We start from the raw sequence: 14,253 nt of genomic DNA on the forward strand, positions 1-14,253 counted from the left end.
GATGGATGCGCTGATCAACGGCCTGCTGCGCCTGGCGTTGTATGGGGATCTGCTGCTGGTGTTCGGCGTGGCGTCGTTCGGCGTGTACAGCCTTAGCGGCGAACAGCGGCGCTCCGGCGCGGTGCTGGCGCTGCGCCCGATGCTGGCCTTATTGGCCGCACTGGGCGCGCTGCTGTCGGTGGCCGGCCTGGTGATGATGACTCGCAGCATGAGTGGCGAAACCGACCTCGCCGCCCTGTGGCCGCACCTGCAAATGATGTTGGGCGAAACCGATGTGGGAATGGCCTGGGCGGTGCGGGTCGGCGCGCTAGCGCTGGTGGGGCTGGCATTGACGATCCATCCGCGCAGGCCCGGCCTGAGCCTGTGGATCGCCTCGCTGGCCGGCGCCGTCGCCCTCGCCTCGCTGGCCTGGAGCGGCCACGGCGCGATGGACGAAGGGTCACGCCGCGTGTGGCACCTGCTCAGCGACATCCTGCACCTGCTCGCCGCCGGCGCATGGCTGGGCGCCCTGCTCGCCTTGGTGCTGATGGCGCGAACCGACGCCAAGTTCGACGAAGCGCGGCTTAGGCTTTTGGCCTTTGCCGTCAAACGTTTCGAATGGGTGGGCGCGGTGATTGTGGTGACGCTCACGGTCACCGGCGTGGCGAACTACCTGTTCATCGTCGGCCCGACGCTGGGCAACATCCTGCTCGGCGCCTACGGCATCCTGCTGGCGGTCAAGGTGTTCCTGTTTGCCGGGATGCTGGTGCTGGCGGCGCTGAACCGCTTCCATCTGGGGCCATTGCTGGAGCGGTCGTTGCGCGACGGTCAGCACCGGGTGGCGGCGAACGCGCTGCGCCGCAGCGTGGCGGTGGAGTTGGGGATTGCGCTGGTGATCGTGGGGTTGGTGGCGTGGTTGGGGACGTTGAGTCCCGAGATGGAGGGACAGTGATTGGATCCAGGTGTTGTACAAAACAACATCAAAGTGATATCAACCCCGCACCCTCCACGATGTATGGACACCGCATGCCGTTCCCAGCCAATGCCCAAGCCGCCGCCCGTGCGGCCATGGAAGACGTCAACCCGGATCTGGTCGACCCGTTCGCCACGGTCGTCGAGTTCCTCAGCGCCAACCCCGAGTTCGCCCCCAAGGCCACCAAAGCGGCGCCGCTGGGCAGCGAAGCCTACATCGGCCGGCTGGCGCAAAAGTTCTCCAACGGCCGCGCCGCCAAACAGCTGATACTGCCCAGAACCGTCCAAGATCCGATCATCCCGGTGATCATGGGCGCCCACGGCAACTTCGCGCCCGAAGAGCTGCAAAAGATGCAGACCGCCCATGCCATCGCCATGGCCGCCGAAAACCTCACCGGCGACCTGCTCGAAGACTACATCGCCAGCAAAGCCGAACCCACCGGCTGGGTGCAGTGCTCCGGCTACACCACCAAAAAGGCCGACTTCATCAAGCGCGCGGACGACGGCTCGGGCGACTGGAAAATCCTCCAGATCAAGAACCGCGACAACTCCGAGAACTCGTCCTCGCGCTCCGTGCGCGAAGGCACGAACATCCTCAAGTGGCACCGCACGTTCGCCCGCAAGGAAGGCTCCAACTGGCACAACTTCCCGGACGCGCAACTGGCGCCGCAGTTGTCCGAGCAGGATTTCCAGGCGTACGTCGTCCAGCAGATGACCTCGAACAACCCGACGTAATCCACCGGCCGCAAAACCAAAGGGCGATCCGCAAGATCGCCCTTTTTCATGGATGCCCGCCCCTTCCGGAACGCCCTGGCACTACACTGCGTCCACTTCCACTTCCCACAGAAGCCCCTCACCCATGACCACCCCAACCACCCGGATGATCTTCTGCGGCCTGCTGACCCTGGCCGGCGTCGCCCAAGCAGAGCCCACCCCCTCGCACCTGGACAGCGTCCAGCAACAAGGCCGGCTGCGCGTCTGCACCACCGGCGACTACAAGCCCTACACCTTCAAACGCGAAGACGGCGACTACGAAGGCATCGACATCGCCATGGCCCGCACCCTGGCCGACAGCCTCGGGGTCAAGGCCGAATGGGTGCCGACCACCTGGAAAACCCTGATGCCGGACATGCTGGCGGGCAAATGCGACATCGCCATGGGCGGCATCTCGGTGACGTTGGAGCGGCAGAAAAAGGCCTTCTTCAGCAACACCCTCGACGTCGACGGCAAGATCCCGCTGGTGCGCTGCGCCGACCAGGCCAAGTACCAGACCGTCGAACAGATCAACCAGCCCGGCGTGCGCCTGGTGGAACCCGCCGGCGGCACCAACGAAGCCTTCGTCCACGCCTTCCTGCCCAAGGCGCAACTGGCGCTGCACGACAACGTGACGATCTTCCAGCAACTGCTCGACAACAAGGCCGACGTGATGATCACGGACGCGTCCGAAGCACGCTACCAGCAGAAACTCAAACCGGGCCTGTGCGCCGTCAACCCGGACAAGTACATGCAGTACGGCGAAAAGGCCTACCTGCTGCCCCGCGACGACATCGGCTGGAAACTCTACGTCGACCAGTGGCTGCACCTGAGCAAGGTGACCGGCAAGTACCAGAAAGTGCTGGGCGAATGGATCGCCGCGCCCACGGCGCCGTGACCTCAATCGTCGTGCAACAGGCCCGAGCTGTACTGGTTGAAGTTGTTGCCGATGCTGCTCCCGCCGAACTTCAGGGTGTTGGCGTTACGGCCGTCCAACGACTGGCAGTCGGCGGAGAAGCACGTGGTGGTGGTCATGCCGCCGCCCGAACAGGCGCTCAAGGCTGAAACGGCGGCGACGATCAACAACGCGTGAATAAGTCGGGCATGCATGGCTGGGCTCCCTTGGGGTGCGGTCTTGTCGCTCCCATCCTAGGCGCCCGGGGTGGGCGGCAACATGAAACTTCACGGCTCGACAGCCGGGGTTCAGCATTGCCGCCCTGTCCTAGGCCATTCGCCGGGCCGTGGCTTACGTCTTCGGCTCGACGTTATCCAGCGCCTGATTCACCGCCACCTCGCTCAACATCACCAACTGCGCAATGCCCAACGCCATCCGCCGCTGCCCGGCGCCCAGCACGGCGGCGAAGTTATTGAGCATCTCCGACGCCGACCCGAGGTTCTCGCTGGCGTTGGCCAGCAGGGATTCGGTGTCGTACACCGGGTTGGCCAGGTACATGGGTTCGGATTCATGAGGAGTGCCCATGATCTGCGCGGTAGGGTTGAGGTAATGGTCGAGGGCGCGCTCGGCGGCTTCGTTGAGTTTTCGGGAATCGATGGATTCGTAGGGGGATGCGGGGTCGGTGTGGGGTGGGTTGGGTGTTGGTTTGATCATGGATGGAACCTCTAGCGCGAACATTGGGGAAGCCATCAACCTCGCTACCAAACGAGGGTGGCGGCCATACGCGGGTTGGTAGACCGGTCGCACTAGAACCCGGCGCCCACGGATGGGCCCCACGCATGACCACCATGAAACCGAAGCCCTGAAAAAGCGGCTGCACATGGGGACACTGCACATCTAGAAACGAAACGGGCTACCAAACCCGATCACTGGTTTTCAGTGACCCTGGAACGATAAAACCCGTGCCCTAGACGCACAAGTCGGCGGATTCTGGCTTAGGTGTAGGGGGTGGTGCAAGGCTACGTGGGCAGTAGCCGACAACACAAACCAATGCTTAAACATGCACCGACCATTGCTGTTTAATTTTGCATTCAGCAATCTTGCGCCGCTCTAACGAAACAACAAAACCATCGCCCCAATCATCACCACGACAAGCATCACGGCGACCACAACCGCCAGTGCAGTGATTTTCTTGCTCAGGGTCGTATTGCTTTCTACTAGCTGTTTGATATGCAACGTATTGTCTATCACCGTTCTTTCAATCACGGTCCTTTCTGGTGCCAGACTCGACACCAAGGCCTGTTCGTTGTCGCTGGAGGTTTTATCGGCATAGGCAGCAATGATGCTACCGCCGGCCCCCGCACAGGCCAGCGAAATGACCTGTCCAAAAATCTCAAAATGGTCTACGGCATCAGAGGGCATGATCGACTTGTCGACAAAGATATAGAAAAACTTTGGATAGACCACTTGATAAAGCACACCTGCGCCTATCAGAAACACCCCTTTCAACACGCGGTCTTGCCTCATTTCAAGAAGCATCAGGAACAATACAAAGCAACTTAAAAATGCTGCATAGGTCGCAATTCTTGGGTGGCTGTAGACGCCAGCAACAGGCACTCCGAAAAACAGTATGCAAAACGCGACAATCGTCAGTACGCAAATCGAAACGTTAAATCCCTTTCTCATTTCTAGCAGTCCAAGGTAATGGCATGTGAAGCCAGGCACGGTAACACCGCGCTTTAAAACAGAAAGAAAAAACCGCAAAAGCAGGACTTCTGGATAGAAAAATCCTCTCACCGGCAACCTGTCCGTCTGGCCAAAGCCCTTGAGCCCTTCGCGCTTCCAATCCTGATAAACTCCCCCACCTCCCAGCCCCACCCACTCCAGAACCGCCCATGTCCCCGATTACCGCCGCACCCGCTCCGCTCTCCCGCCGTTTTTCCGTCGCGCCGATGATGGATTGGGCATAGTCCAACCGATCGTCCCTTGCCTATCTACACTTCCGGCATCTCAACCTTCCTTTTGTAGCAATTATTAAGCGACCAGCACCCTCGTGGCGCTCTGCTATGCTTGGTAGATTTCGAAGTGAGGTGTTCCCATGTCAAACGAGTATTCGCTATCGGATGTGCTGGAAAGGATCTACCAGAATCAGCTTGGATTGGAGGCAGCGCTCATGGAATTGACGCTTCTAGCTGAAAAGCAAGGAATGACCGAGGCCGGGGAAAACGTTCGTGGAAGCTTGTGGAAGATTGGAGAGAACGCCGGTTACATCAAGCAAGGCTTGGCAAAGCTACGAAGCAAAAATCTTTGAGAGCCGCCCCCTCATCCTAGCTTCTGCACAAGATATAAATCAGATTCGACACCCTTCTGCTGCCAGCCTTCGCCACCTCAGGCCGTCAAATATGCCTCCCCTTCAACTCCTATGAATTAGCCCTAAGCGTATTTCGACATGGTTTAGACCTCCTTCTTACCTTGAATCGTCCCTCATTAGCTCATAGCGCCCCCTCAGGAGCTCTGCTATCGATCTCAAACGAATGCTATTGGATCATCACTGCTCGACTGCGAGCCCCCCCCATTAAGTGCAAAACACCAACCAAAGTAGTATCGACTAACGGACAATTACATGATATGACTATGCAAAAAAGAGACTACCCATTTAGACGAGCTTAGTAAAAATCCATCCAAAAAATTTTGTCACCTCGATCATCTATGAAGCGTTCGCCTTAACCTCGCGGCATGGGCAGTTACTGCGCGTAAAAAACTGACGTAGAGTTTTACAAATATCATTTAGAGACGCAAAATAAAAAATCAGGAGTGAGCAATGGGACAAATCAAGAATGACGTATTAACAGGACTATTAGCCCGACGCCCAAAGGATAGGACGCTACTCATTCCTTTTCTAAACGGCTTTGATGTAACCTGGGGTGCCAGCCATAGATCTTTTGGAACAGATATAGCAGTTTATTTCCTGCTTCCAGAGGCATTCATTTCTCAGACATTTGGCATCGATCAAGAAATTGCTCTATTTATAACGGACTTTCCTAGCTTAGAACCGCGAGTGCTCCAGGCAGTTGACCAAACGTTGAGAGACACGCCGGCGAAAGGACGTGTAGAACAGTCACTATTTTTCCTTTGTTCGCCATCCGACAGTGGAAGACAGTGGATGGTCGACTACACTGCAGCAAACCCAGACACTCGCCTATCAGTAGTTTTTAACTCAAACGAACTTACTCGCACAGCATCCGATTCTTGGTTTGTAAGAAATAAGATAAGAGAGCAGCTATTTTCAAGAAACCTATTTGACAACCAACTTCCGATTGACTCTGACTTGTTTTTTTTTGGTCGTGATCAGCTCGTCGCTGATTATCTTGATGCAGTAAAGCGATCACAGAATCGCGGCCTATTCGGCCTTCGAAAAACCGGTAAGACCTCCGTACTCTATAAACTTCAACGCATCATAAATCGAGACAATGTAGGCTCGGTTTTTTACTACGATGCAAAATTACCTTCCATAAGGATGCTTAGCTGGAATGAGCTCTTGGCAAAAATAACAAGAGACATCGCCGCCAAGAATGGCATTAAGGTACCAGACGGAGTTGATGACAAAAAGCATGTATCCGATGCTTTAATGGAAGTTTTGAAACTCACACCCGAGAACAAATTTACTGTACTTATTTTTGACGAAATCGAATTCATCTCTCCCATTGCCAAAGATGATATCCACTGGCACAAAGACTTTGTCCCATTCTGGCAGACCCTGTGGGCCGTTCAAAGTCAAATACGCAGACTTTCAAATATAATTGTTGGCGTAAATCCAAAAGTAGTTGAAATGGACACAGTCGACGAGGTTCAAAATCCTATATTTGGAATCGTTCAGCCAAAGTACTTGAGAGGCTTTGAGTTGGAGGAGCTTAAGGGAATGCTTAAGTTCTTCGGAAAGCGAATGGGAATTACTTTCGAACCGGATGCTCAAACTTACCTTCTTCAAAGGTATGGGGGGCACCCCCTACTAATTCGCATGGCGTGCAGTGAGGTCCACAAATCCCTTGAGCGCACAAATACTGATAGACCAGCCTCTATAACGGCAGCCGATCTTAGTACAACTGAAGGCCAAAGAGATGAAGAGCTTTTGTTCTACTGCCGCCACGTAGTAGGAGAGCTTCAAAGATTCTACGCCGATGAGTACGCCATGTTAGAAATGCTTGCCAGTGGGCAAATAGCAGACGTCCGCGAGCTATCGGAAGAACCAGAGTACACAAGGCATCTTCGAGATTACGGACTTCTAAGATTTGACACTTACAAACGTCCGACCTTTGAGATCCCCGTTGTTGGAGAATACGTGGGCAGAGAGTTGGCGCGCAGAGAAAAACGTCAGCTAATACGGAAACTAATCCCTCTGGAACAGCGTTCCTCTTGGGTATCGAACCGTTCAAGAACCATTAGCAGAGAGCTGCGAACCCTCACAAAAGAAATAAAGAAAGCCTCATTACCATCACTATTTGGGTTTGGCGACTTTCCTGAAGCTGAAAGATTTTCGAATATCCAGCCTGCTACAGACAACGAGTCGTTTGTAGTTTTTATTAACATATGCAACCGCTGCTTCGTTGAGTCAGTAGAGAGTTTTGGAAAAAGCCAAAACGATAGCAATTACTTCTGGAAAACTATAAAAACAACGTACCCAGACCTCTGGTCTGCATTACACAGAATAAAAGTTTATCGAAATAACGATTTGCATTTAGTTCTTAATACCCAGGTTGAAACACAACTAAAAAACTACCTGGATTTAGATTTAGAAGGAAAATCAATATCTCAGGTGAGGGAGCCTTGGTTTGCATTACAACAGGCTGTATTGGATGAGTTGATGCTAAGCATTCAATACGAACTTGCCCGACACAGCTAACAGCTAACAGCTAACAGCTAACAGCTAACAGCTAACAGCTAACAGCTAACACATAAAATTGAGCTTAGCGCGCTGAACATAGCAACTTCTTCAGCGCGCATCTCTTTTTTAAATTTGATTCAATCATCAACGATAGGGATTCGAACCCCTTCCGTTGTTGCCATAGGCCGCTTAAGGCCAACAAAAACGGGCATTTCTGCTCGATCCTTTGTCCTCAAGCGGCCTATCGCGGGCCTCATCCCCCAATTTGGATTGATCGGCACGCCTGCAGATCGCAACGTTCCCCTACCCCACCTTCCGTTGATTTTGTCCAGCACGGACATAAGCTTACTCGTATCGGCTGACTGACTGCTGGCAAACAGATCCTCGGTGAACTCGCTTGCTTGGCAAAGGTTGACCAGCATCACCTCAATACCTGAACCCCGGCCGAAACACCCGGTCGATCGCCTTGACGGCCTCCCTCGTGAGCAGACGGACATCCTCGGTCGGGTACGGCAGCTCGATCAGCACGCCGTTTGCATACTTCGCCTCCTCCGGATTGAACATGCCGGTGCGGATGCTGACGCGGATCTTCTTGCACAGTGAGTTCTGGGCCCGGAGCTTTTCCGAGGCGCGCATCACGTACGTGGCCACAGCCTCCTTGATGGGCTGCAGCTCCGTCAGGCGCTTGCCGAACATCCGGCTGCAACAAATCTCCTGCTTCGGCGGATCCGGCTCGTCCAGTTCCAGGCAGGCCGTGCCAGACAGCTCGCGGGCCGTCTTCTCGATGACCACGCTGAAGTTTTTCCGCAGCGTCCAGGGATCCGCCCTGGCCAGATCCATAGCCGTCTTAATGCCCATGGCGTCCAGGTGCGCTTTCATGCGCCGGCCGACGCCCCATACTTCAGCCACGTCCGCGTTGCGCTACACCCAGTCTCACTTGGCCGGGTCGCAGATGTTCACGACGCCGCCCGTTTGCGCCTGCAGGCGTTTGGCTGTGTGGTTCGCCAGCTTAGGTAGCGTTTTGGTGTGCGCGATGCCGACGCCGACCAGGATGCCCGTGCAGCGCTGCGGACATTGCTATCACCCAATAAATTTCCACCTCTTGTAAAGGTACATAAGCATCTTCAAGCACTCCTCATCCGGCACGAAATACATTAGAACGATGAAACGCAAGAAACGGTTCATGTTGTGGCACTAATGAAATCCGCATCCCCGGAGAAATACCCAACAACTCAGACTCCGTCAAGAGAGGAGATATCTCTACTCCACCAGAAGGCGACAGGGTTATATAACCCGCATCGAATGCTCTATCTAGATTTGGAGTAAGCAAGAAGCCATTAAAAGGATCCAGCCGCTCAGAGTTTGATGAGACACGCCATGGCTTTATGTGCGAAGCAACCAATAGGCTTACATCTTTGAACCCAGTTATTGAACAACAATTCCAATAGGCCACCAGCTTTTGCCTAAAAGCCCCTTGACCAATTCTAGACTTAATCAGGTTGCTTTTTTCTGTCTCGCCGATATCTGAATCTCTCAGAATATCATCAATATCCGACTCAATATCACCACTATAGCCATCTGAAAGATATTCGGAAAATTTTAAGAGCGCGCTGCTATACATGTGATGACCGCTCTCATTTCTCTGCTTAAAGACTGGCAATTCACGAATTTTTGTTGCAATTCCATCAAACGCAGACTTGCTAGTCAAAGAAGTGAGTGGGCCTTGAACAAGGTCATTAGCAATAGCCCAATCTGACAGCGCTCCACGAATAGCACCTTCATACTTTTTCACTGATGATTGCGATAGCGCACGATGACGCATCCAATCTTCAAAAGTCATCGCTGCTTCCTCCCTGTGAAATATGCATTGCACGAACTCACTTTAAATGCTCTCCTTGAAACTTTATCTTTCGAAACAGCTGCAGAACAAAACCTTTCGGAGTTCTACCGCACAGTGCGCCGCCTCAAAAACTGCTCCATCTGCATCTCTACTAACACTTCACCTTCCAAAGCTGATCAAGCCTGGTTGTAAAACTTTTGCTCATCATCTCGCGCTTCATCCCCCAATCCGGCTTGATCGGTACACCTGCAGATCGTAGCGTTCCCCTACCCCACTTTCCATTGATCTTATCCAGCACGGACATCAGGTTCGCTGCCTCCGTTGACTGCCTGCTGGCGAACAAATCCTCGGTGAACTCACCAGGCTGGCAAAGGTTGACCAGCATCACCTCGGCCTTGCTGTACCTGAACCCCGGCCGGAACACCCGGTCGATCGCCTTGACGGCCTCCCTTGTGAGCAGACGGACATCGTCGGTCGGGTACGGCAGCTCGATCAGCACGCCGTTTGCATACTTCGCCTCCTCCGGATTGAACATGCCGGTGCGGATGCTGACGCGGATCTTCTTGCACAGTGAGTTCTGGGCCCGGAGCTTTTCCGAGGCGCGCATCACGTACGTGGCCACAGCCTCCTTGATGGGCTGCAGCTCCGTCAGGCGCTTGCCGAACATCCGGCTGCAACAAATCTCCTGCTTCGGCGGATCCGGCTCGTCCAGTTCCAGGCAGGCCGTGCCAGACAGCTCGCGGGCCGTCTTCTCGATGACCACGCTGAAGTTTTTCCGCAGCGTCCATGGATCCGCCTTGGCCAGATCCATGGCGGTCTTGATGCCCATGGTGTCCAGGTGCGCTTTCATGCGGCGGCCGACGCCCCATACTCCGGCCACGTCCGTGTTGCGCAGCACCCAGTCTCGCTTGGCCGGGTCGCAGATATTCACGACTCCACCCGTCTGGGCCTGCAGGCGTTTGGCGGTGTGGTTGGCCAGCTTGGCCAGCGTCTTGGTGTGTGCGATGCCGACGCCGACCGGGATGCCCGTGCAGCGCAGAACGTGGCTGCGGATCCGGCGGCCCAGGCCGTCCAAGTCGCTGATGCCGGTCAGCTCAACGAATGCCTCGTCGATGCTATAGACCTCGACCGCCGGCACCATTGATTCGGTCAGTGTCATGACACGCTCGCTCATATCGCCGTACAGCGCGTAGTTCGAGGAGAACGGAACGATGCCGTGCTGCTTCAGCTTGTGCTTGATCTGGAAGTACGGCTCGCCCATCTTCACGTAGGGCTTGGCATCGTAGCTGCGTGCGATGACGCAACCGTCGTTGTTCGACAGCACCACGATGGGCACCTTGGCCAGGTCTGGACGGAACACACGCTCGCAGCTGGCGTAGAAGCTGTTGCAGTCGATCAGGCCGAACACCGGCGCGGCCTTAGACATGGCTGCGCACGCTGCTGGTGACCACGCCCCAGATTGACAGCTCATCGCCCTCAAGCACGTAGCGCGGCGGATACTTGGGGTTCTCCGACAGCAGGATCACCTGGTCGCCTCGCCGGCAGAGACGCTTGCAGACGGGATCGTTGTTCAGCAGCGCAATCACGATGTGGCCGTGCGCCGGTTCTATGGATCGATCGACAATGGCTAGGTCTCCCTCATAGATCCCGGCGCCCTGCATGCTTTCGCCCGTGAGCGACACCAGGTAGACGTGCGGTGCTCGGATGTTCAGCACTTCGTCCAACGAGATCTGCGCCTCGATGTGATCCGCCGCCGGCGACGGGAAGCCGGCCGGAACCCGGAATAAGCACCGCGGCACCTTTAGGCCGCCCTCAGCGACCGGACCTAAGATTGAGTAACTCATGACGCACGACTTCCAATACTGTACGAACATACAGTTAACTTTCCGTTGGCCTTGCGGTCAATTTCTGTAGGAAATATCTGACAGGCGGCCGAACCATGTGCGGACGACTCTCCCAGTACAGCGGTATCCATGACTTTGTCGCGGCGCTGAGCATGCCAAACGCACTCGTCAATCACGTCGGGTTCAGCCCCTCGAACGCTACAACGCCGCCCCCACCACACAGCTCGCGCTCTTTCACCTGGAGGAAGGATTTCTGCACGCGGACATGGTGCGTTGAGGGTGGCGTCCGCACTAGGCCAAAGATCTTGTGGCTCCGATCAATGCACGTGTAGAGGAGGTAGCCCACCGCCGCCCGCACGGTAAACGAACCTCCCAGGCTATCTTTCTACCTTTCTATCTTTCTATCTTTCTTCATTTCTTCATTTCTTCATTTCTTCATTTCTTCATTTCTTCATTTCTTCATTTCTTCATTTCTTCATTTCTTCATTTATCATCTTCTCAACTTGCCCTTTGCAACTCTGTACCTTTGTAATTCTGTACCTTTGTACCTCTGTACCTCTGTACCTTTGTACCTCTGTACCTTTGTACCTTTGTACCTTTGTACCTTTGTACCTTTGTACCTTTGTACCTTTGTACCTTTGTACCTTTGTACCTTTGTACCTTTGTACCTTTGTACCTTTGTACCTTTGTACCTTTGTACCTTTGTACCTTTGCATCTTTGCAACTGCTTACCCGCGTTTTTTTTGCGCACTGACACCTACTCAATAGAGTCCAGTCAAGAGTCACACCCTCTCCTCATGCCAGCACCTGGTAATACGGTATTACCCAGACCTCCGATAAAAAAACTCACAATTAATTGACACACTTATTCTGCAAGCGGTATGTTCACGCCCGTCGCCACTACAACTAACACACGCCACTTCTTCGAACGAAGCGACGTGCACCTGCGAGCTAAACTTATGATCACCCCTCTATTGATAACCGCCTATATCGAAACCATTCGCCTTATAAATTTGTTGATTTTCTTGTATCTCAATCTTCACCTCTGGTGACTAGAAGAGTTGTCCGAAAGCAGCAGGCTCCCAATTCATGATCACCAGTTCGCCGCTGACCTCGGCCTTTCCCTCACGCTGGTTGGTCGTGGAGTAGCGGATGTCCAGAGTCACGACGTGGAATCCCTCGAACACCCGCCGGATGTCCGGGTGGTCGTTGATGCTGACCATCACCTTGCCCTTGCAGCGGCGCATGAAGTCGGCGATCCGTTCGTAGTTTTCGAACGGAAAGTCCACGCCGTAGCCGGCGGTCTGCCAGTAAGGCGGATCCATGTAGTGGAAGGTGTGCGCACGGTCGTAGCGTTCGGCGCATTCAAGCCAAGGAAGGTTTTCGACGTAGGTGCCAGCCAGGCGCTGCCAAGCGGCCGAGAGGTTCTCCTCGATCCGCAGCAGGTTGATGGCCGGGGCGGTAGTGGCGGTGCCGAACGACTGCCCTGAGACCTTGCCGGCGAAGGCATGGTGCTGCAGGTAGAAGAACCGCGCGGCGCGCTGGATGTCGGTGAGGGTTTCGGGGCGGGTCATCTTCTGCCATTCGAACACCTGCCGCGAGCTGAGCGCCCATTTGAACTGGCGCACGAACTCTTCGAGGTGGTTCTGCACGACGCGGTAGAGCGTCACCAGGTCGCCGTTGATGTCGTTGAGGACTTCGACCGGCGAAGGCTGGGGCTTCATGAAGTACAGCGCGGCACCGCCGGCAAATACTTCGACGTAGCATTCGTGTGGCGGGAAGAGCGGGAGGAGGCGGTCGGCCAGGCGGCGTTTGCCGCCCATCCAAGGGATGATGGGTGAAGACATTGAAAGCAAGACCTTTACTGTATGGATAAACAGGTGATAGGCTCGCCGCGCTTTGTGCACGGAGCAAGAGCCTTGGCTGGACTTGCAGGGACATTCTGCAGGGACAGCGGCCGGGGCGGATGTTGGCGCATCCGGGTCGGCCGCTCTTTTTCACTTCGGTGCTGAGATTTCTTTGGCGTAGGCTTGGCAGGCCGCAAGGGCGATCAGCCCCCGGTCGCCGTCGTCGGTGATGCCGACAATTCGTTGAGCATGCGCCGGGTCAAGTTCGGCTCTTGCGGGGCCATGAACCACGCTGCCGGAGGCGGTGGAGGCTGGCACCGCACCGGTGCCGCCGGCATCGGCGGTGGCGAGTAGGACTGACAGGCGCAGATCAGCAGTGGCAAGGCGGTCGCGCAGGCGAACTTGATCACGTTGGGCATCGCTCAAGGCTCGGTAGTGGGTTTGCTCGCTGGTCGCCAGGCGCTGCTCCAGCGCTTGGCGGTTATCCTGTTCGGCCTGCTGCGCAGTGGAAGCGGCCAGGGTCAGTTGGTTGAGGACTTCGCTATGCAGGCGCGCCTGCTCGGCCAGCCGCTCGCCGTAACGCCAACCCTGCACTTGCCAGGCCAGCGCGGCGGATCCGCCGGCAACGATGGCCAGCAGCACACCCATGGCCAGCAGCCGGTACGGCGCCGGGATCAGTTCGCCGAGGCGCATAGCACCGCCCTCGCCCGCTCCCACAGCTGCAGACGATCCTGCAGGCCGTTCAGCCCGCCGTTGATCTTGCGGGTGATCTCCTCGAACTCGCCCTGGTCCGCCAAGGCATTCAGCCCGCGAACCCACCAGAACCATGCGGCCGACTCGCAGGCCCACTGAGGCAGCTCCAGCAACTCAGGGGTGCGCAGCAGACGCTCGTCGCCGAACAGCGCCAGGCTGCAGCGCAGGTAGTTGTTGTGGCCGGTGACCTGGATCAGGCCCCGGCCCCGGTAGCGCTGGCCGTCGCCGTCGGCCTCGGGCGTGTTACCCAGTTTCGCGGCCAGGGTGCCGGTATCGTACTTGCTCAGGTACTGGTCGCCGCCCAGCTCGCGCACGTAGTTGAGCTGGCCCGACTCGTGCCCGACCTGGGCCAGGAACGCGGCCTGCCGCTTGGGCGTATTGATCTGCCGGTGATCCATCGCCGCGTTGAGCGCGGAAACAAAAACGCCCGCTTGGCGGCGGGCGTTGGGCATGATGCGTTGCAGCTGTTGTTCCGTCAGTGACATGGG

General features: G+C 55.8%; 14 protein-coding genes and 3 pseudogenes. 7 read left to right on the plus strand and 10 right to left on the minus strand.

Going from position 1 to position 14,253, the window contains the following annotated elements:
* Position 1: 1 nt before the first annotated feature.
* The 3 genes from copD (at position 2) to CAG31_RS20010 (ending at position 2,602) form a co-directional block, all read left to right on the plus strand.
* The gene (gene copD, locus CAG31_RS20000) at positions 2-931 is read left to right on the plus strand and encodes a copper homeostasis membrane protein CopD (protein WP_085584358.1); all 930 of its coding nucleotides are present in this window, start codon (positions 2-4) and stop codon (positions 929-931) included.
* A gap of 74 nt (positions 932-1,005) precedes the next feature.
* Complete coding sequence (locus tag CAG31_RS20005) at positions 1,006-1,686, plus strand: SinI family restriction endonuclease (protein ID WP_170929995.1); 681 nt, start codon at positions 1,006-1,008, stop codon at positions 1,684-1,686.
* Positions 1,687-1,810: 124 nt separating this feature from the next.
* Positions 1,811-2,602 carry a transporter substrate-binding domain-containing protein gene (locus CAG31_RS20010; RefSeq protein ID WP_085584362.1) on the plus strand — a complete coding sequence of 264 codons (792 nt, stop codon included), beginning with the start codon at positions 1,811-1,813 and terminating at the stop codon, positions 2,600-2,602.
* A gap of 2 nt (positions 2,603-2,604) precedes the next feature.
* Here CAG31_RS20010 and CAG31_RS20015 read toward each other — a convergent pair whose 3' ends face one another.
* The 3 genes from CAG31_RS20015 to CAG31_RS28265 all read right to left on the minus strand — a co-directional run bounded on the left by CAG31_RS20015 (position 2,605) and on the right by CAG31_RS28265 (position 4,477).
* Positions 2,605-2,814, minus strand: a complete 210-nt coding sequence (locus CAG31_RS20015) for a hypothetical protein (RefSeq protein ID WP_085584364.1) — start codon at positions 2,812-2,814, stop codon at positions 2,605-2,607.
* A 136-nt stretch (positions 2,815-2,950) separates the two neighbouring features.
* Complete coding sequence (locus CAG31_RS20020; RefSeq protein ID WP_085584366.1) at positions 2,951-3,313, minus strand: DUF6124 family protein; 363 nt, start codon at positions 3,311-3,313, stop codon at positions 2,951-2,953.
* Between the two features lie 396 nt (positions 3,314-3,709).
* Positions 3,710-4,477, minus strand: a complete 768-nt coding sequence (locus CAG31_RS28265) for a hypothetical protein (protein WP_139831326.1) — start codon at positions 4,475-4,477, stop codon at positions 3,710-3,712.
* A 17-nt stretch (positions 4,478-4,494) separates the two neighbouring features.
* On the opposite strand from CAG31_RS28265, the pseudogene CAG31_RS29035 reads away from it, so the two are divergent.
* The 3 genes and pseudogenes from CAG31_RS29035 to CAG31_RS28270 all read left to right on the plus strand — a co-directional run.
* A pseudogene (locus CAG31_RS29035) lies at positions 4,495-4,563 on the plus strand (hypothetical protein); the annotation flags it as partial.
* Between the two features lie 134 nt (positions 4,564-4,697).
* Positions 4,698-4,910 (plus strand): hypothetical protein, encoded by a 213-nt coding sequence (locus tag CAG31_RS20030; RefSeq protein ID WP_085584369.1) that lies wholly within the window; start codon positions 4,698-4,700, stop codon positions 4,908-4,910.
* Between the two features lie 510 nt (positions 4,911-5,420).
* Positions 5,421-7,499 (plus strand): ATP-binding protein, encoded by a 2,079-nt coding sequence (locus CAG31_RS28270; RefSeq protein WP_139831325.1) that lies wholly within the window; start codon positions 5,421-5,423, stop codon positions 7,497-7,499.
* A gap of 233 nt (positions 7,500-7,732) precedes the next feature.
* On the opposite strand, the pseudogene CAG31_RS28565 reads toward CAG31_RS28270, so the two are convergent.
* The 4 genes and pseudogenes from CAG31_RS28565 to CAG31_RS20050 all read right to left on the minus strand — a co-directional run.
* Positions 7,733-8,546, minus strand: a pseudogene (locus tag CAG31_RS28565) (DUF4113 domain-containing protein); the annotation flags it as partial.
* A 70-nt stretch (positions 8,547-8,616) separates the two neighbouring features.
* Positions 8,617-9,321, minus strand: a complete 705-nt coding sequence (locus CAG31_RS20040) for an HNH endonuclease (RefSeq protein ID WP_085584371.1) — start codon at positions 9,319-9,321, stop codon at positions 8,617-8,619.
* 151 nt (positions 9,322-9,472) lie between these two features.
* Positions 9,473-10,747, minus strand: a complete 1,275-nt coding sequence (umuC, locus tag CAG31_RS20045) for a translesion error-prone DNA polymerase V subunit UmuC (RefSeq protein WP_085584373.1) — start codon at positions 10,745-10,747, stop codon at positions 9,473-9,475.
* Entirely contained in the window at positions 10,740-11,165 is a 426-nt protein-coding gene (locus CAG31_RS20050; protein ID WP_085584634.1) for a LexA family transcriptional regulator, read from the minus strand. Before CAG31_RS20050 ends, umuC begins: the two co-directional genes overlap by 8 nt.
* Before the next feature lie 95 nt (positions 11,166-11,260).
* Between CAG31_RS20050 and CAG31_RS28735 the strand changes: the two are divergent.
* Positions 11,261-11,457 (plus strand): annotated as a pseudogene (locus CAG31_RS28735) (DUF159 family protein); the annotation flags it as partial.
* Between the two features lie 760 nt (positions 11,458-12,217).
* Here CAG31_RS28735 and CAG31_RS20060 read toward each other — a convergent pair.
* The 3 genes from CAG31_RS20060 to CAG31_RS20070 form a co-directional block, all read right to left on the minus strand.
* Positions 12,218-13,012, minus strand: a complete 795-nt coding sequence (locus CAG31_RS20060; RefSeq protein WP_085584375.1) for a DNA adenine methylase — start codon at positions 13,010-13,012, stop codon at positions 12,218-12,220.
* A gap of 150 nt (positions 13,013-13,162) precedes the next feature.
* Entirely contained in the window at positions 13,163-13,705 is a 543-nt protein-coding gene (locus CAG31_RS20065) for a lysis system i-spanin subunit Rz (RefSeq protein WP_085584377.1), read from the minus strand.
* A complete protein-coding gene (locus CAG31_RS20070; RefSeq protein ID WP_085584379.1) occupies positions 13,687-14,250 on the minus strand; it encodes a glycoside hydrolase family 19 protein in 564 nt (187 codons plus the stop codon). The genes CAG31_RS20065 and CAG31_RS20070 overlap by 19 nt, the downstream gene beginning before the upstream one ends.
* Positions 14,251-14,253 lie beyond the last annotated feature (3 nt).

It is taken from the genome of Pseudomonas sp. R25(2017) (genome assembly GCF_002112565.1).
Taxonomy (GTDB): domain Bacteria; phylum Pseudomonadota; class Gammaproteobacteria; order Pseudomonadales; family Pseudomonadaceae; genus Aquipseudomonas; species Aquipseudomonas ekonensis.